Source organism: Streptomyces sp. NPDC057280, assembly GCF_042668605.1.
Taxonomy (GTDB): Bacteria; Actinomycetota; Actinomycetes; order Streptomycetales; family Streptomycetaceae; genus Streptomyces.
In genome coordinates, this window is record NZ_JBHUYR010000004.1 from 257,935 (window position 1) to 278,699 (window position 20,765).

Consider the following 20,765-nt stretch of genomic DNA (forward strand, 5'->3'; position numbering starts at 1 on the left):
GCCGGGGCCACCGACGGCCCCGGCACCGACACCCGCCTCCAGGGGATGGTCGCCCGAGGGGTGGGTTCTAGAAGAAGCCCAGCTTCCGGGGCGAGTACGACACCAGCAGGTTCTTCGTCTGCTGGTAGTGCTCCAGCATCATCTTGTGCGTCTCGCGGCCGATGCCCGAGCCCTTGTAGCCGCCGAACGCCGCGTGCGCCGGGTAGGCGTGGTAGCAGTTCGTCCACACCCGGCCCGCCTGGATCGCGCGGCCCGCGCGGTACGCCGTGTTGACGTCCCGGGTCCACACGCCGGCCCCGAGGCCGTACAGCGTGTCGTTGGCGATCTTGATGGCGTCGTCGAAGTCGTCGAAGGAGGTCACCGAGACGACCGGCCCGAAGATCTCCTCCTGGAAGATCCGCATACGGTTGTCGCCCTCGAAGATCGTCGGCTGGACGTAGTAGCCGCCCTTCAACTCGCCGTCGTGCTCGATGCGCTGACCACCGGTGAGGACCTTGGCGCCCTCCTGCCGGCCGATGTCCAGGTAGGAGAGGATCTTCTCCAGCTGGTCGTTGGAGGCCTGGGCGCCGATCATGGTGTCCGTGTCGAGCGGGTGGCCGGTCTTGATCAGCTCGGTACGGGCGACGGCCGCCTCCATGAACTCGGCGTAGTGCCCGCGCTGGACCAGCGCCCGCGACGGACAGGTGCACACCTCGCCCTGGTTGAGGGCGAACATGGTGAAGCCCTCGAGCGCCTTGTCGCGGAAGTCGTCGTCGGCCCTCCAGACGTCCTCGAAGAAGATGTTCGGCGACTTGCCGCCGAGTTCGAGGGTGACCGGGGTGATGTTCTCCGAGGCGTACTGCATGATCAGCCGGCCGGTCGTGGTCTCGCCGGTGAACGCCACTTTCGCCACCCGCGGGCTGGACGCCAGCGGCTTGCCCGCCTCCACGCCGAACCCGTTGACGATGTTCAGCACCCCCGGCGGCAGCAGGTCCGCGACCAGGCTCAGCCAGTAGTGGATGGACGCCGGGGTCTGCTCGGCCGGCTTCAGCACGACCGCGTTGCCCGCGGCGAGCGCCGGCGCGAGCTTCCAGGTCGCCATCAGGATCGGGAAGTTCCACGGGATGATCTGCGCCACGACCCCGAGCGGCTCGTGGAAGTGGTACGCCACCGTGTCGTCGTCGACCTCGCCGAGCGAGCCCTCCTGCGCGCGGATCGCGCCCGCGAAGTAGCGGAAGTGGTCGATCGCCAGGGGGATGTCGGCGGCCAGCGTCTCGCGCACCGGCTTGCCGTTCTCCCAGCTCTCCGCCACGGCCAGCGGTTCGAGATGGGCCTCCATACGGTCGGCGATCTTGAGCAGGATGTCGGAACGCTCGGTCACCGAGGTCCGCCCCCAGCCCGGTGCCGCCGCGTGCGCCGCGTCGAGCGCCCGCTCCACGTCCTCCGCCGTGCCCCGCGCGATCTCGGTGAAGGGCTGCCCGTTCACCGGCGACGGGTTCTCGAAGTACTGCCCGCGGGCCGGGGGCACGTACTCGCCGCCGATGAAGTGGTCGTAGCGCGCCTGGTAGGAGACGATCGCGCCCTCGGTGACGGGCGCCGCGTAACGGGTCATGCTGCTCTGCCTCCTCGCGAAGCGCTGCCCGCCGTTGGGCAGCTCTCGGCGCGAGGCTAGGAAAGCGGACGTTGCAACTACGTTGCTGCCGGCCGCCGCCAGGCGAGCTCGGACTCCAGGGCCGCGAGCCGGGCCCGCACCGCCGCCGTCGGCCGCGCCGCCGCCAGTGCCCGCCATACGTCGAAGTCGTCCTCGCCCCAGGGTGTGTGCACCCAGTCCGCCAGCAGGTCGGGGTCGCCGCGGGCGATCAGAGCCGTACGGAGCCCGTCGGCGAGCCGCTCCCGCAGCCGCACCACCGCCGGGGCCTGCGAAGAGGGCAGCAGCGGACCGGAGTACGCCGTCGCCGCGGCCGTCACCGCGCCGGTCTCCAGCCGTCGCTCCACCACGGCGACATCCGACTCGACCGGCACGGTGAGCCGGTACGGGCGGGACTCCAGCAGGCCCGGCCCGAGCACCCGGCGCAGCCGCGCCAGTTCGGCCCGGAGCGTCACCGGTGTCACCGACTCGTCCTCGTACAGCGCGCACAGCAGCTCGTCGCCGGTCAGCCCCTCCGGATGGCGGGACAGCAGCACGAGGAGCTCGCTGTGCCGACGGCTGAGCCGGATCGCGCGCCCGCCGACCACCAGCCGCGCCTCGTCCCGGCCCAGCGCGCTGAGCTCCGCCAGGCCGGCGGCCGGCATCTCGGGCGCGAGCAGCGCCAGCTGGGACTCGGCGGCCCGCGCCACCGCCTGCACGAACCCCAGGCTGTGCGGATGAGCGAGCCCGTCCCCGCCGGTGATGTCGACGGCACCGAGCACCCGGCCCGTGCGCGGATCGTGCACCGGGGCCGCCGCGCAGGTCCACGGCTGCACCTGGCGTATGAAGTGCTCAGCCGCGAACACCTGCACCGGCCGGTCCACGGCCACCGCCGTACCCGGCGCGTTCGTCCCGACCGCGGTCTCCGCCCAGCGCGCACCCGGCACGAAGTTCATCCGGTCCGCCCGCCGCCGGGTCGACGCATGCCCCTCGACCCACAGCAGCCGGCCGTGTGCGTCGCACACCGCGAGCAGGTGCTCGCCGTCCGCCGCGAACGTGCCCAGCAGTTCACGGAACAGCGGCATCACCCGCGCCAGCGGATGCTCGGCCCGGTAGGCGCCGAGGTCGCCGTCCAGGAGCTCCACGCTCGGGGTGGCGTCCGGACCGACGCCGGCCCGCGCGGAACGCCGCCACGAGTCCGCCACCACCGGGCGCACCGGCCGCGGCACGGTACCCCCCTCGGTGAACGCCTCGTGCGCCCGGCGCAGCATGCGCACGTGCTCGGCAGGGTCGGCCCCCGGCTCCAGGGCCACCCACGGATCGGTCAACTGGGCCTCCCCGGCAGGTAATGCGGCTGCTGCCATCGTCACTCCCGGTACGCGCCCGGACAACCTTTTCGACCGCAGTCACCCGAAGGAACGTGACCGGGCGGCCTGTTCGACCGCTCTCAGGTAGCGCCCCCAGTCCCAGTACGGCCCCGGGTCGGTGTGGTCCGTGCCCGGCACCTCGTGGTGCCCGATGATGTGCGCCCGGTCGATCGGGATGCCGTGCCGGACGCAGATGTCCGCCGTGAGCGCCGCCGACTGCTCGTACAGGGCGCCGGTGAAGGACTCCGGCCGGTCCACCCACCCTTCGTGCTCGATGCCGATGCTGCGCGTGTTGTACGCCCAGTTCCCCGCGTGCCAGGCGATGTCGGCCTCCCGGACGCACTGCGCGATGTTCCCGTCCCGCGAGCGGACCACGTAGTGCGCGGAGACCTGCTTCGCGGCGCTCCGGAAGACGCCCAGGGTGTTGCGGTAACTGGACTGTGTGACATGGATGATCACCAGGTCGACCGGACGGGGCGTGGGGCCGCCCGCGGTCGTGAAGTTGGCGGCGGTCGCGGGATGCCATTCGGCGGTGGCGTGGTCGACGGCGTGGGTCTCCGCTCCTGCCGGGGGGTCGGGCAGCAGGGCGTACGGGACGGCCGCGAGGGCGGCGCCCTTGAGTAATCGGCGTCTGCTGGGCAGGGGTCTTGCCCGTTCCATGGTCGAAGAGCCTTTCTTTGGTGCGGCGTTGACCGAGACGCGGCTCAGGTGAGGAGGGTTGCGGCCGTCTCCCGGAGTCGCGCGTGCACGCCGCGGTGGGTCTCCCGGGCGGGCAGCCACTCCTTGCGGATCTTCGCCACGCAGGTGTAGTTGGTGTCGCACACGTTGGCCAGCGGCGACTCGACGGCCTGGGTGGCGAACTGGTACGCGTCCAGCTCGCTGAACCCGTAGTCCCGCACCAGCCACTGCACCAGATCGAGCTGGGATATCCGGAACGCGTCCTCCAGCGGGCGTGCCGACCCCGTCGAGATGATGTGGGTGTCCGACTCGATGCGCGGCCAGGGGGTGGCGAGGCCCTTCAGCAGCTCCACGATCACCACCGTGTTCATCGCGCACTCGACGGCGACCCCGCAGGTCTCGCCCTCGCCCTGCCGGGCGTGTCCGTCGCCGAGGCTGAGCAGCGCGCCCTCCACGTTGACCCCGAGGTAGCAGGTGACGCCGGCCCGTATCTCCGGTGTGTCCATGTTCCCGCCGTGCGCGTCGGGCACCAGCGCCGAGCGGACCTCCAGATTGGCCGGGGCCACGCCCACGGTGCCGTGCATCGGGTCCATGGGCAGCTCGACCGCTATGTCGCTGTCGCGCGCCTGGAACAACGCCGTGCGACGTGTCCGGTCCAGCTGCCAGATCCACACCGTCTCGGGCAGCGGCGGCTGGAGGGTGGCCGTGGTGTGCGTGGAGGTGAGCGCGCCGAACAGGGGGACCGTGGTGGACGCGGCCCAGTCCCTCGCCGGTTCGATCGACACGAAGTGCACGGCGACCGTGTCGCCCGGCTCGGCGCCCTCGATGTGGAAGGGGCCGGTCTGCGGATTCAGGAAGGGGAACTCGCACACCTCGGACACCAGGTCCTTCTCTGACCGCACCCGGCCGGCGAAGCAGTCCTCGGTGTACAGGTCGAGGACCGTGCCGGGCGCGATCCGCGCCACGGCTGGGGCGCCGCCGAAGGTCCAGGCGTACTCGCTCGGTTCGGGTCGGACGGTGAGGATCCGGGGCTCGCTCATTGCTGCACTGCTCCGTTCTGCTCAGGGGCGCCCGCTGCCATGGCGGTTGCGCCTCGCGTGAATCACGGTACGGCGCGGGCGGGGTGGGCAGCGGGGCGAGGCGGGTTTCGGTGGACGACGCCCGGTCTGTGGATATCTCGATCACCCGCAGGGGTGAAGTGGGCCTCGATTCAGGGCCGTTCGGGCTGGGAGTGGCCGTGGGATGAGGGCCGTTCAGGCTGAAGGCCCGTGGGATTACTCCCGCTCCGACAGGAACCGCCCGTGGAATCGGACCCGTTCGGACAGGAACCGCCCGTGGGATCAGGCCCGTTCGGCTACTGCGGCCGGGTCGTCCAGGACCCCGCGGACCACCGAGTGCGCGGCGCCCAGCAGCGGGCCCTCGGGACCGAGCCGCGACACCGACACCGGACAGGCGGGGCCCGCGGTGCGCCGGTCCAGCTCGGCCTCCAGCGCGGGCAGCAGCCAGGGCGCGAGCCCGGACAGCGCGCCGCCGAGCACGACGCTCTCCGGGTCCAGCAGGTTCACCGCCCCGGTCAGCGCGACTCCGAGCGCCGCCCCCGCCTCGCGCAGCGCGCGCCGTACGGCCTCGTCACCGTCGGCGGCCCGGCCCGCGAGGAGCCCGACACGGTCCTCGCCCGGTTCGAGCCCCGCGGCCCGCAGCACAGCTTCCTCGCCGGCGTACTGCTCCAGACACCCGCGCCCGCCGCACGGACAGAGCGGGCCCTCCGGCTGCACCGGCACATGCCCGAGCTCGCCCGCGAAGCCGCGGGTCCCGCGCAGCAGACCACCGGCGACGACGAGCGCCGCACCGATACCGATCTCCGCCGACACATGCAGGAAGTCGTGCGGCGTGGCGTCCCCGAGCCACAGCTCCGCGAGCGCGCCGAAGTTCGCCTCGTTGTCCACGGTCAGCGGGTACGTGAAGGGCAGCAGGGCGCCGAGATCGGTGTCGTGCCAGTCGAGGTTCGGGGCGCGGACGACGGTGCGGGCGTCGCGGGCGACCAGGCCGGGCACGGCGACCGCGAGCCCCGCGGGCCACAGCCCCGCACCCTGCGCCTCGGCGACGACCCGGTGCACCAGCTCGGTCAGTTCCTCGATCACGGGACCGGGGGCCCTGCCGCGGTTCGCCACGTGCCGTTCGGCCCGCGCCCGCACCTGTCCGCGCAGGTCGACCGCGCAGACCGCGAGATGGTCGACACCGATCTCGGCGCCGATCCCGGCGGGGCCGTGCCCGCTGACGGCGAGGGCCGACCCGGGGCGGCCCACCCGGCCCGGCCGCTCCGGTCCCAGCTCCTCCAGCAGGCCGGAGCGTATGAGTTCGTCGACGAGGCTGGACACGGCGGCCCGGGTCAGCCCGATCCGGGAGGCGACCGCGGCCCGGGACAGCGGGCCTTCGGCGCTGACCGCGTGCAGTACCCGGGCCAGGTTGCGGCGGCGCATGCCCTGCTGGGTGTCGGGCAGCGCGCGCCCCGGACCGGCCGTGTGGGTGTCGTGCAGCGGTGCGGTCATGCCTCCCTCAGTCCCTCAGCGACAGTCCTCGGTCATCGTTCCCCGGTCATCGGTTGTGGTTCTCAATGACCGCCCGCCAGCAGCGGAGCCGCGTCGGAGAGTACCCCGGAGATCCTCGCCATCGTCGCCTCGTCCCGCTCCACGGCCTCCAGCACCGGACCGGCGGTGGTGTTCCAGCGCCGGGCGACCGCGGCCGGGTCCTCGCCGGTCAGCAGGCCGGCGGCCTGTGCGGCGGCGCCCAGCGCGACCAGTTCCTTGGCCTCCGGGATCTGCACGGGACGCCCCGACAGCCGTCGTACGGTCTCCTGCCAGGCCCGGCCCCGGGCGCCGCCGCCGATCAGCAGCAGCGGCGTCGAACGGTCCGCCTCCTCGTCCAGGACCAGGTCGAGCGCGCCGAGGAGGGCGTGCACGGCACCGTCGTAGGCGGCCTGGAGCAGCTGGCCGCCGGTGGTGTCGTGGCGCAGGCCGTGCAGCAGGCCCGAGGCGTTCGGCAGGTTCGGGGTGCGCTCGCCGTCCAGGTAGGGCAGGAGCGTGACGTCGGAGGTGGGCTCCACGGCCTCGCGGTCCAGGCCGAGGAGGGCGGCGACGCGGTCGACGGCGAGGGTGCAGTTCAGGGTGCAGGCCAGCGGCAGCCAGTCGCCGTGCGCGTCGGCGAAGCCGGCCACCGTGCCGGTCGGGTCGGCGGGACGCCGCTTGGACACCGCGTACACCACTCCCGAGGTGCCCAGGCTCAGTACCGGCGTGCCGGGGCGCAGGCCGAGGCCCAGGGCGGCGGCCGCGTTGTCGCCGGTGCCGGGGGCGACCAGGGTGCCCTTGGAGAACGGCAGGTCGTGGCTGTCGCGCACGGTGCCCGCCACCTCTCCGGGGCGGACCACGCGCGGGAGGAGCGCCGGGTCGAGGCCCACGTGGGCGAGGATCTCGGCGTCGTACGACTCGGTCGCCGACGCCCACCAGCCGGTGCCGGAGGCGTCGCCGCGGTCGGTCGTGCCCTGGCCGGTGAGGCGCTCGGTGAGGTAGTCGTGCGGGAGGCGCACCGACTTCGTCGCGCGGATCGCGTCCGGTTCGTGCTCGGCCAGCCAGGCCCACTTCGTGACCGTGAAGGACGCGCCCGGCACGCTGCCGGTGCGCTCCGCCCAGGCCTTGGGGCCGCCCAGCTCCTCGATCAGCCGCGCGGCCTGCGGCGCCGAGCGGACATCGTTCCACAGCAGGGCCGGGCGCACCGGCTCGCCCCGCTCGTCCAGCGTGACCAGGCCGTGCTGCTGGCCGCCGATCGACACCGCCGCGGCCTCGTGCGCGGCGTCGCCGCACTGGCGCAGGGCCTCAGCCAGGGCGTCCCACCACTGACGCGGGTCGCTCTCGCGGCCGGCACCGGACGACACGGTGTGCGGCGCCTGACCGCTCGCGACCACGCGGCCGGTCGACGCGTCGACGACCAGGGCCTTGGTGGACTGCGTGGACGTGTCCACGCCGACGACGAGCGGACCCTCGGCAGCTGACATCGGGTTTCTCCCTCATGTGCGGCGTGTCTCCCTCTGGAGACATCTTGTCTCTTCCCTGAGACGCGTGTGCATACTAATTTGTAAACCGCCATGACGAAATAGTCGTGGAGAGCAGTCGTCAGCGAGTAGGAGCCGCGGCATGAACTACCAGCCCACCCCCGAGGACAGGTTCACCTTCGGCCTGTGGACCGTCGGCTGGCAGGGAAGGGACCCGTTCGGCGACGCCACGCGGCGGGCCCTGGACCCTGTCGAGACCGTGCAGCGCCTGGCCGAGCTCGGCGCCCACGGCGTGACCTTCCACGACGACGACCTGATCCCCTTCGGGTCCTCGGACAGCGAGCGCGAGGGTCACATCAAGCGCTTCCGGGAGGCCCTCGACGCCACCGGCATGAAGGTGCCGATGGCCACCACCAACCTCTTCACGCACCCGGTCTTCAAGGACGGCGGCTTCACCGCGAACGACCGTGACGTGCGCCGTTACGCGCTGCGCAAGGTCATCCGCAACATCGACCTGGCGGTCGAGCTCGGCGCCGAGACCTACGTCGCGTGGGGCGGCCGCGAGGGTGCCGAGTCCGGCGCCGCCAAGGACGTCCGCGTCGCTCTGGACCGCATGAAGGAGGCCTTTGACCTCCTCGGCGAGTACGTCACCGAGCAGGGCTACAACATCAAGTTCGCCATCGAGCCGAAGCCGAACGAGCCCCGCGGCGACATCCTGCTCCCGACCGTCGGCCACGCGCTGGCGTTCATCGAGCGCCTGGAGCGCCCCGAGCTCTACGGCGTGAACCCCGAGGTCGGCCACGAGCAGATGGCCGGGCTGAACTTCCCGCACGGCATCGCGCAGGCCCTGTGGGCGGGCAAGCTCTTCCACATCGACCTCAACGGCCAGTCCGGCATCAAGTACGACCAGGACCTCCGCTTCGGCGCGGGCGACCTGCGTGCCGCCTTCTGGCTGGTCGACCTCCTGGAGAGTGCCGGTTACGCGGGCCCGAAGCACTTCGACTTCAAGCCGCCGCGCACCGAGGACCTCGACGGCGTCTGGGCGTCGGCCGCGGGCTGCATGCGCAACTACCTGATCCTGAAGGAGCGTTCGGCCGCCTTCCGTGCCGACCCGGCGGTCCAGGAGGCGCTGCGTGCCGCGCGTCTGGACGAGCTGGCGCAGCCCACGGCGGCGGACGGTCTGAAGTCGCTGCTCGCCGACCGCACCGCGTTCGAGGAGTTCGACGTGGACGCGGCCGCCGCGCGCGGCATGGCCTTCGAGCAGCTCGACCAGCTGGCGATGGACCACCTACTGGGTGCGCGCGGCTGACACGTGCGCGTGCGCACGTCATGAACGCACGCGCGCGTGGACCCGCGGCGCATCTGCCGCCGCGGGTTTTGTCAGGCACGCGCGCGTGTAGGGGCGATCGGCCTCCGCACGGAATGCTCCGGAATCATGCCGTCCATGGCATGAGTCCGTATCAACTTCCGTGCGGGGGTCGCGCCCTGCCCCCTTCGCGGCGACTCTGGTCGGTATGGCCATGCCGCCCGTACCGCCTCAGCCGCCCGGGCCGCCGGGTGGCACACCGCCTTCCGGCGGCGGTTTCGGACCGCCTCCTGAGGGCTTCGGCCCCGGGGCAGGAGGGGGCTACGGGCCTCCCGGAGGGTACGGCCCTCCTCCCGGAGGCAACGGGCCGCCGTCCTACGGAGGATGGCAGCCGCCCCCGCCCCCGCCGGACCCGCCCGAGGGCCCGGGCGGGCGGCGCGGTCCGGGACGCAACCCGCTGTTCATCCTGCTCGCCGTGCTCGCGGTGGGCGCCGCCGTGGCAGCCGTCGTCCTGATGGGGGCCGGGAGCGACGACGACTCACCCGGTGACAAACCGAGTGCCGGCGCCAGCAGTTCGCCCCGCCCCACGCTGAGCTTGCCCAGCAAGCTCCCCAGCAGGCTCCCCAGCGAGGTGCCTTCGCGGCTGCCGTCACAGTTCCCCACCGAGCTGCCGAGCGAGTTCCCGAGCGGCCTGGAGTCGCTGATCCCGTCCCTGGCGGCCGACGAGGTGCCGTACTACCTGCTCCAGGCCGGCGACTGCTTCGACACCGACGCCGCCCGGCCCGGACAGGCAGCCAAGCGTTCCTGCCAGGAGCCGCATGACGCCGAGGTCGTGAAAGTGACCGAGCTGGAAGGCGACTACGCGACCGACAGCGCCCTGGAGAAGGCCGCCTCGGACCTGTGCGAGCAGACCCTGAACAGCAAGGCGGAAAGCCAGCCCGAGGACACCGTGCGCGGCATCCTCGTGCAGTACCCGGACACCACCGGCTACCGGGTCGGCATCGACGACGTCGCGTGCAGCCTGGCTGCCGACACGGGTGCCGGCAGCCGCAAGCTCACGCAACCACTGACGTGATCAGATCCCGCGCGGCAGCCGCACGTACGTCACCGTCGTCTCCACACCGCTGTCGACCAGCCGACCCTGCGCGTCGAACGCGCCCGCGCCGTCGGTCATCCCGAAGTCGTTGTCGTTGATCAGGGCGAGCGTGTCGTGGTCCACGCGTGCGATCCCCTCGATCTTCCCGGGCACCCCGTCGACCGTCCCCAGGTCGACGGCGAGGCGCTTGCCGAGCACCGGCACCCCCGCGGCGGCCGGGTCGCCGAGCTGCTCCAGCGACGGCGACGTCGTGTCGTCGTCCCAGGCGCCGCCGAGGATGTCCGCACCCCGCTCCAGGCGCACGAGCTGAAGCCGCGCGGCCTTGTCGGTGCGCTCCTCGACCAGCAGCCGGTCGCCGCCCACGGCGACCACCGAGGAGATCTTCAGCTCCGAGGTGTCGTCCTCGCCCGGGTCGACGACGTCCACCGGGTCGAAGCGGTACGCGTACTCGGCCGTGACGGCCTGCCTCCTGGGCGAGAACCGCAGCAACCGGGTCGTGCGCGACGCCTCGCCCGCGGCGGTGTTCGGCAGCGACAGCGGGCTCTGCACCGCCATCACCAGGTCGCCGCAGGGGAGTTGGGCGAGCCCCTCGAAACCGCGGTTGATCTTCCGGTGCAGCAGCACGGAGGGCAGCGCCTCGATGACCGGGTAGTCGGTGCCGGTGAGGCCGAGCCCTTGGGGCACGTACCGGGTGAGCACCTTCCCGCGCGCGGAGACGTGCACCAGACTCGGCCCGTACTCGTCCACGAGCCAGAAACTCCCGTCCGCCGCCCGCACGATGCCCTCGGTGTCCAGCCCGTTCGGGTCGTACGCGAGCCGCGTGCGCGCGTCATAGGTGTACGGCGCTTCGTCGCGCCCCTCCTGGTTCGGCAACCCGGTGACGGATTTCCCGGACGAGGTGGTGATCGGGATCGCGTTCAGCACCTCGACGGTGTCCCCGGACACCCTGATCTTGACGATCGCCGGGTCGAAGCCGGGCACGGGGAACGTACGGCGCTTCTTGCCGTCGATCTTGATCTGGCCGTTGGGGCCGCGATCGGTGACCGTCCAGAACTCGCCCTTGCGGCCCGCCGGGTAGAGGTCGCTGCCGATGCCGCCGAGGTCCACGCCCCGGTCGTCGTCCACCGTGCCGGGCAGCAGTGTGTTGCTGAAGGTGCCCAGCGGGATGTTCCCGAGGGTCGCGGTACGCGTCACGTGCGCCGTCTCGGGCGCGGCGCCCTGCGCGGGGGCGGCCGCCACGAGCGCGGCCAGCACGGCGAGAGGCACGCCCGCAGCGACGGAACGGTAGACGCGGCGCCGGCCGGTGGCGTGCGGGGACATCGGACCTCCTGGGAACAAGTGCGCTGACAGCGGCCAGATTTGGGTCCCGCGCGGAACGCTGTACGACGACCGGGTGAACGGGGCGTGGCGGGGGGCTCGTCGAACTCGCGTGCAACACCTCGACGAGCCCCCTATGTCAACTCGTGGTGGCGGCCTCCTCCGCCGAAGCCAGCGCCGTCGCAGGGTCGTTGGCCGGTGGGCCGGCGGGCGTCCAGCGTCCCCGCTCCTCCCGGTACGGCCACCAGCGACCGTCGCGCCCCAGACGCAACTGGCTCCGGCTGTCGGCAACGGTCCATCGGCAGCCCCGCGCGGACAGCGACGGCCGTTCGTCCTCGTCCCATGCCGCGTCGAGGACGGCACGCGCGCGTGCGAGCTCCTCGCCCTCGACCGTGCGCTCCTCCTCCAGCACGGACAAAGCGGCCACTCCGCCGTACCGCCAAGCGCGCACGGCCGTCTCCAGCGCCTGCGCATCCCGCCCCGAGCCCGCGGCCAACCGGTCGGCCACGGCCCCGCCCGGGTCGCCGAGCGCGAGCCGGACCGCGTCCTGCCCGATCGTCAACTCCTCCTCCGCGGCCCCCTGTTCACGCAACGCCTCGATCAGCAGCCGGTGCGCCTCCGCGGCGGTCCGGGCCGCGAGGTACTCCAAGGCGGCCGGGTCGACGTCGGGCGGGGCCGGTGTCCCGGTGTCCAGGGACGGCGGTATGCCCGGTTCCGCGGGGAGTTCCGGCAGTGCCGGGAGCGGCGGCAGGATGTCCCCGGCCGCGAACGTCTCCGCCGCGTCCACGCCCTCCTGACGGGCAGCCGTCTCGACCGGCGCGGGGGCGGCGGTACGGGCCTGGAGGTCGTCCAGCACGGCCCGTTCGGAGCGTCCGCGCATCAGCAGCAGGACGAAGGGGTCCTGGTCCAGCAGGCGCGCCACCTGGTAGCAGAGTGCCGCCGTGTGCCCGCAGTGGTCCCAGGCGCCGCAGTCGCACTCCGGCTCCAGATCGCCCAGGCCCGGCAGCAGATCGACGCCCGTGGCCGCCGCGTCCTCGACCAGGAGCGGAGGCATCTCGCGGTCCAGAAGCGCCGCGATGTGCCCGGCCCGCTCCACCGCCGTCTCCAGGAAGCGGTCCCACTGTTCGCCGGACAGCTGCTCCAGCAGCACGTCCGCCCGGTGCGGGGTGCGGTCGCGGTCCTGGACGACGGCCGTGATCCTGCCCGGCCGCACCGACACCGCACCGACGGCTCCCGCGCGCGCGAGCGCGCGTCCCGTCTTCACCTGCTTCGTGTCCAGCGCGGTGACCTCCAGCGCCTTCAGCCAGGCCTGCCCCCACCAGGTCCGGGCGAAGCCCCGCCCCTGCGGGGGCGGGAACGCGGCGAACGTCCGCTCCGTCGTCCCCTCGTACGGGTTGGTCTCGTCGTACGGGTTGGTCTCGTCGTACGGGTTCATCGCGCGCCCCCTCGCAGTTCGACCAGGTCGGCCAGCTCGGCGTCGGTCAGCTCCGTGAGTCCCGCCTCGCCCGCCCCGAGCACCGCGTCGGCCAGCTCCCGCTTGCGGCTGAGCATGTCGGCGATGCGGTCCTCGATCGTGCCCTCCGCGATCAGCCGGTGCACCTGCACGGGCCGGTGCTGGCCGATGCGGTACGCGCGGTCGGTGGCCTGGGCCTCGACGGCGGGGTTCCACCAGCGGTCGTAGTGCACGACGTGCTCGGCCCGCGTCAGGTTCAGCCCGGTCCCGGCCGCCTTCAACGACAGCAGGAAGACCGGCACTTCACCGTCCTGGAAGCGCCGCACCATCGCCTCGCGCGCGGCGATCGGCGTCCCCCCGTGCAGGAACTGCGAGGACACTCCGCGCGCGGCGAGGTGTTGCTCGATGAGGCGGGCCATCCGCACGTACTGCGTGAAGACCAGCACGCCCGCCCCTTCGGCGAGGATCGTGTCGAGCAGCTCGTCGAGGAGCTCCAGCTTGCCGGACCGTCCGGCGATGGCCGGCCGCTCCTCCTTGAGGAACTGCGCCGGGTGGTTGCAGATCTGCTTGAGACCGGTGAGCAGCTTCACGACCAGTCCGCGGCGCGCCATGCCGTCGGTGCCGGAGATCTCCGCCAGCGTCTCGCGCACCACGGCCTCGTACAGACCCGCCTGTTCCGCGGTGAGTGAGACGGCGCGGTCGGTCTCCGTCTTCGGCGGCAGCTCCGGGGCGATCCCCGGGTCCGACTTGCGGCGGCGCAGCAGGAACGGGCGCACGAGCCGGGAGAGCCGTTCGGCGGCGGCCGGGTCCTGGCCGCCCTCCACCGCTTGCGCGTAGCGGGTGCGGAAGGTGCCGAGGCGGCCCAGCAGACCGGGGGTCGTCCAGTCGAGGATGGCCCACAGCTCGGACAGGTTGTTCTCCACCGGGGTGCCGGTGAGCGCCACACGCGCGCGTGCGTCGATGGACCGCAGCTGCCGTGCCGTCGCCGAGTACGGGTTCTTCACATGCTGGGCCTCGTCCGCCACGACCATGCCCCAGGACACGGCGGCCAGCCGGACCGCGTCGAGCCGCATCGTGCCGTAGGTGGTGAGGACGAACTCCCCGTCCGCGAGGGCGTCCAGGTCGCGGCGCGGCCCGTGGAAGCGGCGCACGGGCGTGCCGGGCGCGAACCTCTCGATCTCGCGCTGCCAGTTGCCCATCAGGGACGTCGGACACACCACGAGGGTCGGACCGGCGGCCGAGGGATCGGTCTGACGGTGCAGATGCAGGGCGATGAGGGTGATGGTCTTGCCGAGTCCCATGTCGTCGGCGAGGCAGCAGCCCAGCCCCAGGGAGGTCATCCGGGCCAGCCAGTCCAGGCCCCGCCGCTGGTAGTCGCGCAGGGTCGCCGCGAGCGCAGCGGGCTGCTCGACGGGCTCCTGCGTCTCCGGGTCCGCGAGACGCTCCCGCAGGCTCGCCAGCCACCCTGTGGGCTGTACGTCGACCCGGCGGCCGTCTACCTCCGTGGAGCCGGTCAGGGCGGCGGCCAGCGCGTCGATCGGGGTGACCTTGCGGTCCTGCCGGTCGCGGGCCCGGCGCACCTCCCGGGGATCGACCAGGACCCACTGGTCACGCAGCCGCACGACCGGGCGGTTGGCCTCGGCGAGCCGGTCCAGTTCCTCGCGCGTGAGCCGCTGCTCGCCCAGCGCGAACGACCAGTTGAACGCCAGCAGCGCGTCGGCCGACAGGAACGACGGAGTGCCGGAGAAGGCCCTGCCGGGGGCCGACTCCTCGTCCGGCGGGCCGACCACCGCGCGGGCCGTCAGCTTGCGGGCCAGCTCCTTGGGCCAGTGGACGTCGACCCCGGCGGCGCCGAGCGAGCGGGCGCCCTCCGTGAGGAGGTCGGTGATCTCGTCGTCGGCGAGTTCGACGGCGCCCGGCACGGGCGCCGACAGCAGCGGTGCGAGCGGCGGCCAGGCGTGTGCCGCGCGGCGCAGCGCCAGCAGTGCGTCCATCCGCGCGCGCGGGCCGAACGCGTCCTGGGCGCCGGTCCACACCGCGGCGGCGTCCGCGACCAGACCCGGGTCGCTCACGCTGTGCACCTGCGGTACGGCCAGGAGGACCGGGTCCGCGTCCTCCTGCGTCGCCGTTTCCAGGCCGGGCGCCTCGATCCGCAGCGACAGCCGCACACCCGCGTCATGGCCCGCGGCCACCTCGGCGGCCCAGGGGCGGAGACCGGGCAAGTGCCGAGGTTCCGGCACGGCATAGGCGGGCCCGCCCGTCACGAGCGAGGCCGCGGGGGAGCGGGGCAGGCCGTCGGCCACCGCGTCCAGGAAGGCCCGCAGCAGCCGCTCGGGGTCGGGCAGACGAAGGGAATCGAAGCCGCCCGAGTCCCCGCCGTCGCCCAGAGGCACGGCGTGCGCCTCGGGTGGCATCGCGGCGGCGAGCGCGCGGATGCGCTCCACGTCCTCGGTGCGCAGCGGCCCCGCCCGCCACGCGTCGTGGTCGCCCTCGGACAGGCCGGGCAGCAGCAGCCCGCGGGCCGCCAACTGGAGGGCGTGCACGGCGGCCGCGCCCCAGAACACGGCCGCCCGGTGGCCGTCGGCCACGGCACGCACGCGCGTGAGGACGGGCAGCGCCGACCGCACGGGCAGCAGCACCGCCGGTACGACCACCGCCGTCACGCCGCCCTCGCCGGGGACGACGACGCTCAGGTCCTCCACGGTCCCCGACGCGACACCGGGCGGCGTGTCGGCCTCGGGGTCCCAGAAGGCGACGCGGCCGGTACGAGCCGGGTCGCCGGGTACGAACACGGCACAGCAGCGCGCCAGTTGAGAGATCTCGGACGGTGTTGCCGCGGGAATCCTCGGCACAGGAATGCAGCACTCCTCAAATTTGACTACTCGATGCGCGACGGCCGAGAGTACAGCACGGCCAGGGGGAGTCCGGCATGACCCGGCTGTGAGCCGGGTCACTTGGGTGAGCGGATGGGTATCCCGTCCCAGGGACGCCTAACTCAGGGACGTGTACTTCAGGGACGAGCGCCTCAGGGACGCATAGGGGTCGCTCCTCAGGGACGTCTCAGGGTCGCGGTGCGGAACCGCCGGGAGCGCGGGCCCGTTTTCAGGACAGAGAGCGGCAGTGGCCGCTAAGGAGGCGACACATGTCGAAGAACGCGAAGATCGCCGCAGGCGGTGTGGCGGTAGGCATCATCCTGCTGTTCTGGCTGCCGTGGTGGGCCGCGCTCCTGATCGTCCTGGGAGTGCCGGCCGCGGCGTACCTCACGCTGGACCCCTCGCAGCGGCGCAGGCTGCGCCGTGTCACGCGCAAGGAGCTCGGTCGCTGAGACTCGCCGGTCACCGGTCCGCCGGGCCACCAGTCCGCCGGGCCACCGGGCCACCGGGCTACCGGGCCGCCGCGGCCCGGTGGTCCAGAGCGCAGGAGTCGACCACGTCGCCGCTCGCGGGCCGGTCCACGATCTGGTCCGCGGGCGGCGGGGTGCCCCGCTCCACCCATGCCACCAGCGCGTCGAAGGCCGTCCGGTAGCAGGGCAGGATCGGACGCAGCCGGTCCGGATAGGTGTCGTACAGCCCGTCGACGTGTGTTCCGCCCTGGACCGTGTAGTAGCGGTGGAGACGGCCCTTCCCGCGCGCGTCGATCATGCGGGCGTACACGTCGGAGTCCGCCGCCTTGGGCAGCAGCGCGTCCAGGTCGCCGTGGAGCGTGATCAGCGGACGTCCGATGCGCCCGGTCAGCGCGACCCTGGCCACGGCGCGCCGGACCGACTCGGGACGCGACGCAAGGTCGTAGGCGGCGTCGGTGGCGCAGGGCGACAGGATCTGTTCCGGGGTCGTCCCGGCCGTCGGGCCCGGGCAGGCGGGGTCGTAGGCCGGGTCGAACTCGGCGCGGTAGATCTTCTGCGTGACCCCCCAGTAGGCCTTCTCGTGGTACGGCCACAGGAACTCGGAGCCGCGCGCGAACCCCACCGCGTACAGGTCGTCGTCCGTCGCCGAACCCGTCATACGGGCCACGGCGGTGGGCAGCGAGGTGAGCAGGCCGGTGCCGTCCTCGGTCCACAGGGCGCCTTCCCAGTCCACGCCGCCGTCGTACAGCTCCGGGTGGTTCTCCAGCTGCCAGCGCGTCAGATAGCCGCCGTTGGAGATCCCGGTCATGTACGTCCGGCGCGGTGACCGCCCGTAGTGCCGAGCGACGGCGCGCTTGGCCGCGCGCGTGAGCTGGGTCGTGCGCGTGTTCCACTCGGCGACCGCGTCGCCGGGGCGGGTGCCGTCGCGGTAGAAGTCGGCGCCGTTGTTGCCCTTGTCCGTCGCGGCGTACGCGTAGCCCTGGGCGAGCACCCGGTCGGAGATCGCCTTGTCCGTCGCGTACTGCCTGCGCGTCCCCGGGGCGCCCGTGACGACCAGCCCGCCGTTCCAGTGGTCCGGCAACCGGATCACGAACTGGGCGTCGTGCCGCCAGCCATGGGTGGCGTTGAAGCCCGACGAGTCCGGGAAATAGCCGTCGATCTGCACGCCGGGCACCCCGGACGGCGTTCGTGTCCCCTGGGCCGTGAGCCCCGCCTGGTCGGCCGGGTCGGTGTACGGCGTACCGGCGAGCCCGGCCGTGGTCAGGTCCGCGAGGCAGGCGCTCTGCTGGAAGGCCGAGCCCGGTACCCGGGGCCGCTCCTGGTACGCGCAAGAGCCGCCCACGGCGTCCGTGCCCGCCGCGGGAGCGGGCAGGGCCAGGGCTGCCGTCAGGGCGGTCGCCACCAGGGCGGGGGCGACGACGGGAACACCTCGGGACACACGCATGACCGGCCTCCAGGACGGGACGGGGAGTCGAGAGCTGCCCCATCGTGCGAGGGCACCGCCCAGTCATCCATGGGGTGGGACCACATGGAATGACGCCGTGGCATGGGTGTTGCGCCGCGCACCGTCCGTCAGTTGGACCAGCCGTCCCGGCCGCGCCCGCTCGAAGGCGGCGTCTTTGGCGCCCCCGCTCAGAGCGGCGTTCAGGCCGCCCCGGCTCAGAGGGGTCGTACCGCCATCTTGTCGAGCGCCTCCAGCAGCCCCGGAAGCTCCGGGCCGCGGCCCACCGGGAGGACCTCGCCCGGCTCCTCGTCCAGCAGGACGAAGGCGATGTCGTCGGTCCTGGCCACGAGCGACCAGCCGGGGCCGTCCGCGCGCAACGTGCGGGCGTCCCCCGGTGCGAAGGACGACCGGACGCGGCCCAGCGGCGGCGGCGTGTCCACGTATCCGCGCGCCTCCGCGAGAACGCGCCGGATGCCCTGATGGCCGCCGTCGCCCCCGTTCCCCTCGGTCTTCTCCGCGCTCTCCGCATCCCCTGAGGCCTCGGCGGCCGCCCCCGGCACCGGGAACTCCGCGTCGTCGATCTGCTCCCGCCACAGCGACCACTGGACGGCGATCTCGTCCGCGCCCAGACGCCGCTGGGCCGGCCCCCACGTGGAGGTGTCCGGCGGCGTCAGCGGCGGGCGGTCCGCCACCTCCGGCCCGGGATCGTGCGGAGCGGGCACGCCCGGCGCGGCGACGGCCACGGCGAGCGGCCAGCCCGGCAGGGCGGCGACGACCGTGTGCTCGTCGGGAGACAGCTCGTACTCCATGCCGCAGTCCCACGACGCGATGGCGACGGCGACCAGTGAGACGTCGTCGATGACGACCGTCCAGCGGGAGCCGTCGCCGTCCTGGCCGAGCACCAGGCCGTATCCGTCGGCGAGCGGCGCGAGACCGAGCGCCGCACAGGCCTCCGGATAGTCGTCGCCCAGCACGCTCGGGAACTTCGCCGGCGTCAGCAGCACCGCCGTGAGCACATAGAGCGCATCGTCCGCGGCGGCGACGGCGTCCTCGTCCGTCCCGGCCATCCCAGCCTCCCCATCGGTTCGTCCAACGGCGCGCACCCTAGTGCGAGCGGAAGCAGCTTGTCACGACTCCCATGCACCCCGGAGCTGCAGTTTTCCGGTCGGACGGGGCGAATCGACCGCGGTTGACGTGCTTCAGGCCGCCGGAAGCCCCAGCAGGGCGCGGGCCACAGTCTGCGGCGACTCGTCGCGCTCACGCGCGAGCGCGATGACGGCCCGGCACGCCAGCTCGCTCACCCCGAACGACAACGCTTCCGGCGACACCCAGCCCGCGGCCTCGTCGATCTGCTCCTGGTCGTCCTCCGCGCAGGCCGACACATAGGCCGCCGCGGCCTCGAACAGGTTGTGCGTCCGCTTGTCCCGGCCGTTGTCGATGTCGGCGCGCACGGTGTTGACGAATCTGACGAACGACTTGCGCATCCTGCCCCACATGCTGACCACCTTCCCCCTGCGTGGTGTGACGCCTGTACTGATCGTTCATCTCCTCTTACCCAACGTAGAGTTGGAGCTTCGACGGCAGAAGGGGGGCGCCGCGGTGAAGCGGTACGAGCGGCTCGAGCGGATACGGCGGATGGACCCGTACGACGACGCCTCGGAGATCTACCGGCTGATGGCCGCGTACGAGTTCCCCTGGGACTTCACCCGCTCCCTGGAGCTGGCCCTCTACCGCACCTACGCCGTCCCGAGCATCGGCCGCCTGCTCGCCGAGACGGCGGAGCTCACGGACCGGCCGCAGAAGCGGTACGACGACACCTCGCTGCTCCTGGACGCCGTCGTCGAGCACGGCTTCGGCAGCGAGGAGGGCCGTACGGCGATCCGCCGCATCAACCAGATGCACCGCAGCTACGCCATCACGAACGATGACATGCGCTACGTCCTGTGCACGTTCGTGGTGATGCCCAGACGGTGGATCGACACCTACGCGTGGCGTCGACTGTCCCGTCACGAGATCGTCGCCTCGACCGTCCATTACCGCACTCTGGGGCGGCACATGGGCATCACGGACATCCCGGAGACCTACGAGGAGTTCGAGGACTGCCTCGACGCCTACGAGAAGGCCCACTTCGGCTGGGACGAAGGGGCGCGGCGCGTCTCGGACGCCACGCTCGACCTGATGGCGTCCTGGTATCCGCGCCCCTTGGCGCCCCTGCTGCGGACCTCGACGCTCGCTCTCCTCGACGACCCGCTGCTGCGCGCCTTCCGCTATCCGGCTCCCGGCGCGGCGACCCGCAGGCTCGTGCGGGGCGCCGTCCGCCTGCGCGGCCGCGCGGTCCGGCTCCTCCCGCCGCGCAGCGCACCGCACTTCGCCCGCCAGAACTGGGAGGTCAAGGGTTACCCGGACGGCTACCGGCTGGCGGAACTGGGCACCCGCCCCGTTCCGGGCGTACGCGGCTGCCCCGTGCGGCATCGGGACGGTTCAGCCGCCGAGTGAGGCCAGGGTGTCCCGCAGCCAGCCGAGTTCGGCGCGGGACGTCGCGCGCGCGATCGTCAGGATCCCCCGCCGGAAGGGATCGTCCAACTCCTCGGCGCGCAGGGGCCGGTCACCCTCGTAGAAGAAGCTCGCCGGCTCCTCCAGGAACGCCAGCCTGCGCCGCAGCACGGCCGCCTGCGCGGGCGCGTCCTCCAGGTGCCGGAGGAACGCGAGCAGCGTGAACCAGCGGTTCTCGTCGGTGATGTCGCGCTGCACCGGCTCGGCGAGCCGTCGGCGCAGTTCGTGACGACCGTCCTCGGTGAGGGTCAGTACGTGCCGCGGCGCGGCGACGGAGCCGGGCTCCGTCGCGCGCTCCAGCAGTCCGGCCTTCTCCAGGCGCTTGATCGCCGGGTAGAGCGTGCTCTCGGCGATCGGTTTCACGTGCCCGGTGAGCGCGGTGATGCGTTTGCGCAGCTCGTAACCGTGCAGGGGGGCGTCGTACAGGAAGCCGAGGATGGCGAGTTCCAGCATGCCCGCATTCTGCCCTACGCGCGGTGTACATCGCTCAGTGGATACATCGCTTACTAAATACCTCGTAGTCGATGTATTGTGTCGCTGACGCCGACAAGGGAGGA

The 20,765-nt window shown here is 72.7% G+C and carries 17 protein-coding genes; 4 read left to right on the plus strand and 13 right to left on the minus strand.

Annotated features, from left to right (window positions below):
• Positions 1 to 67 precede the first annotated feature (67 nt).
• From adh to xylB, 6 genes are all read right to left on the minus strand, one after another.
• Positions 68 to 1,591, minus strand: coding sequence for an aldehyde dehydrogenase (gene adh, locus ACFUO4_RS25060; RefSeq protein WP_383488490.1), 1,524 nt, complete (start codon positions 1,589 to 1,591; stop codon positions 68 to 70).
• A gap of 77 nt (positions 1,592 to 1,668) precedes the next feature.
• Positions 1,669 to 2,934, minus strand: coding sequence for a GAF domain-containing protein (locus tag ACFUO4_RS25065; RefSeq protein ID WP_383489764.1), 1,266 nt, complete (start codon positions 2,932 to 2,934; stop codon positions 1,669 to 1,671).
• Between the two features lie 78 nt (positions 2,935 to 3,012).
• Positions 3,013 to 3,633 (minus strand): N-acetylmuramoyl-L-alanine amidase, encoded by a 621-nt coding sequence (locus ACFUO4_RS25070; protein ID WP_383488493.1) that lies wholly within the window; start codon positions 3,631 to 3,633, stop codon positions 3,013 to 3,015.
• 44 nt (positions 3,634 to 3,677) lie between these two features.
• Positions 3,678 to 4,691: an acetamidase/formamidase family protein gene (locus ACFUO4_RS25075; RefSeq protein ID WP_383488496.1), complete on the minus strand. Its 1,014-nt coding sequence runs from the start codon at positions 4,689 to 4,691 to the stop codon at positions 3,678 to 3,680.
• Between the two features lie 300 nt (positions 4,692 to 4,991).
• A complete protein-coding gene (locus tag ACFUO4_RS25080; RefSeq protein WP_383488499.1) occupies positions 4,992 to 6,200 on the minus strand; it encodes an ROK family protein in 1,209 nt (402 codons plus the stop codon).
• Positions 6,201 to 6,262: 62 nt separating this feature from the next.
• Positions 6,263 to 7,699, minus strand: coding sequence for a xylulokinase (gene xylB / locus ACFUO4_RS25085; RefSeq protein WP_383488502.1), 1,437 nt, complete (start codon positions 7,697 to 7,699; stop codon positions 6,263 to 6,265).
• A gap of 139 nt (positions 7,700 to 7,838) precedes the next feature.
• On the opposite strand from xylB, the gene xylA reads away from it, so the two are divergent.
• Both xylA and ACFUO4_RS25095 read left to right on the plus strand, forming a co-directional pair.
• The gene (xylA, locus tag ACFUO4_RS25090; protein ID WP_383488505.1) at positions 7,839 to 9,005 is read left to right on the plus strand and encodes a xylose isomerase; all 1,167 of its coding nucleotides are present in this window, start codon (positions 7,839 to 7,841) and stop codon (positions 9,003 to 9,005) included.
• Positions 9,006 to 9,477: 472 nt separating this feature from the next.
• A complete protein-coding gene (locus tag ACFUO4_RS25095; protein WP_383488508.1) occupies positions 9,478 to 10,077 on the plus strand; it encodes a hypothetical protein in 600 nt (199 codons plus the stop codon).
• Here ACFUO4_RS25095 and ACFUO4_RS25100 read toward each other — a convergent pair whose 3' ends face one another.
• The 3 genes from ACFUO4_RS25100 to ACFUO4_RS25110 form a co-directional block, all read right to left on the minus strand.
• Positions 10,078 to 11,418: an esterase-like activity of phytase family protein gene (locus ACFUO4_RS25100; RefSeq protein ID WP_383488511.1), complete on the minus strand. Its 1,341-nt coding sequence runs from the start codon at positions 11,416 to 11,418 to the stop codon at positions 10,078 to 10,080.
• A gap of 136 nt (positions 11,419 to 11,554) precedes the next feature.
• On the minus strand, positions 11,555 to 12,850 hold the full coding sequence (locus ACFUO4_RS25105; protein ID WP_383488514.1) for an SWF or SNF family helicase: 1,296 nt from the start codon (positions 12,848 to 12,850) through the stop codon (positions 11,555 to 11,557).
• Entirely contained in the window at positions 12,847 to 15,720 is a 2,874-nt protein-coding gene (locus ACFUO4_RS25110; protein ID WP_383488517.1) for a DEAD/DEAH box helicase, read from the minus strand. The genes ACFUO4_RS25105 and ACFUO4_RS25110 overlap by 4 nt, the downstream gene beginning before the upstream one ends.
• A 290-nt stretch (positions 15,721 to 16,010) precedes the next feature.
• Here ACFUO4_RS25110 and ACFUO4_RS25115 point away from each other — a divergent pair, with 290 nt between their 5' ends.
• The gene (locus ACFUO4_RS25115; RefSeq protein ID WP_059198412.1) at positions 16,011 to 16,193 is read left to right on the plus strand and encodes a hypothetical protein; all 183 of its coding nucleotides are present in this window, start codon (positions 16,011 to 16,013) and stop codon (positions 16,191 to 16,193) included.
• Positions 16,194 to 16,251: 58 nt separating this feature from the next.
• Here the strand turns inward: ACFUO4_RS25115 and ACFUO4_RS25120 are convergent, their stop codons facing one another.
• From ACFUO4_RS25120 to ACFUO4_RS25130, 3 genes are all read right to left on the minus strand, one after another.
• Positions 16,252 to 17,655, minus strand: coding sequence for a tannase/feruloyl esterase family alpha/beta hydrolase (locus ACFUO4_RS25120; RefSeq protein WP_383488521.1), 1,404 nt, complete (start codon positions 17,653 to 17,655; stop codon positions 16,252 to 16,254).
• A 215-nt stretch (positions 17,656 to 17,870) separates the two neighbouring features.
• Positions 17,871 to 18,722: a hypothetical protein gene (locus ACFUO4_RS25125; protein ID WP_383488524.1), complete on the minus strand. Its 852-nt coding sequence runs from the start codon at positions 18,720 to 18,722 to the stop codon at positions 17,871 to 17,873.
• A 132-nt stretch (positions 18,723 to 18,854) separates the two neighbouring features.
• Positions 18,855 to 19,151, minus strand: coding sequence for a hypothetical protein (locus ACFUO4_RS25130; RefSeq protein ID WP_059198415.1), 297 nt, complete (start codon positions 19,149 to 19,151; stop codon positions 18,855 to 18,857).
• 103 nt (positions 19,152 to 19,254) lie between these two features.
• On the opposite strand from ACFUO4_RS25130, the gene ACFUO4_RS25135 reads away from it, so the two are divergent.
• Positions 19,255 to 20,151, plus strand: coding sequence for an oxygenase MpaB family protein (locus ACFUO4_RS25135; RefSeq protein WP_383488527.1), 897 nt, complete (start codon positions 19,255 to 19,257; stop codon positions 20,149 to 20,151).
• Here ACFUO4_RS25135 and ACFUO4_RS25140 read toward each other — a convergent pair.
• Positions 20,137 to 20,661, minus strand: coding sequence for a PadR family transcriptional regulator (locus tag ACFUO4_RS25140; RefSeq protein ID WP_383488530.1), 525 nt, complete (start codon positions 20,659 to 20,661; stop codon positions 20,137 to 20,139). The two genes, ACFUO4_RS25135 and ACFUO4_RS25140, sit on opposite strands and share 15 nt — an antisense overlap.
• Positions 20,662 to 20,765 lie beyond the last annotated feature (104 nt).

What these genes read in the sequence shown, in the direction of transcription:
- ACFUO4_RS25070 (WP_383488493.1), bottom strand. Translation starts at nt 3,633, where the DNA reads ATGGAACGGGCAAGACCCCTGCCCAGCAGACGCCGATTACTCAAGGGC.
- ACFUO4_RS25130 (WP_059198415.1), bottom strand. Translation starts at nt 19,151, where the DNA reads ATGTGGGGCAGGATGCGCAAGTCGTTCGTCAGATTCGTCAACACCGTG.
- ACFUO4_RS25100 (WP_383488511.1), bottom strand. Translation starts at nt 11,418, where the DNA reads ATGTCCCCGCACGCCACCGGCCGGCGCCGCGTCTACCGTTCCGTCGCT.
- ACFUO4_RS25125 (WP_383488524.1), bottom strand. Translation starts at nt 18,722, where the DNA reads ATGGCCGGGACGGACGAGGACGCCGTCGCCGCCGCGGACGATGCGCTC.
- ACFUO4_RS25105 (WP_383488514.1), bottom strand. Translation starts at nt 12,850, where the DNA reads ATGAACCCGTACGACGAGACCAACCCGTACGACGAGACCAACCCGTAC.
- xylA (WP_383488505.1), top strand. Translation starts at nt 7,839, where the DNA reads ATGAACTACCAGCCCACCCCCGAGGACAGGTTCACCTTCGGCCTGTGG.
- ACFUO4_RS25120 (WP_383488521.1), bottom strand. Translation starts at nt 17,655, where the DNA reads ATGCGTGTGTCCCGAGGTGTTCCCGTCGTCGCCCCCGCCCTGGTGGCG.
- ACFUO4_RS25115 (WP_059198412.1), top strand. Translation starts at nt 16,011, where the DNA reads ATGTCGAAGAACGCGAAGATCGCCGCAGGCGGTGTGGCGGTAGGCATC.
- adh (WP_383488490.1), bottom strand. Translation starts at nt 1,591, where the DNA reads ATGACCCGTTACGCGGCGCCCGTCACCGAGGGCGCGATCGTCTCCTAC.
- ACFUO4_RS25075 (WP_383488496.1), bottom strand. Translation starts at nt 4,691, where the DNA reads ATGAGCGAGCCCCGGATCCTCACCGTCCGACCCGAACCGAGCGAGTAC.
- ACFUO4_RS25080 (WP_383488499.1), bottom strand. Translation starts at nt 6,200, where the DNA reads ATGACCGCACCGCTGCACGACACCCACACGGCCGGTCCGGGGCGCGCG.
- xylB (WP_383488502.1), bottom strand. Translation starts at nt 7,699, where the DNA reads ATGTCAGCTGCCGAGGGTCCGCTCGTCGTCGGCGTGGACACGTCCACG.
- ACFUO4_RS25140 (WP_383488530.1), bottom strand. Translation starts at nt 20,661, where the DNA reads ATGCTGGAACTCGCCATCCTCGGCTTCCTGTACGACGCCCCCCTGCAC.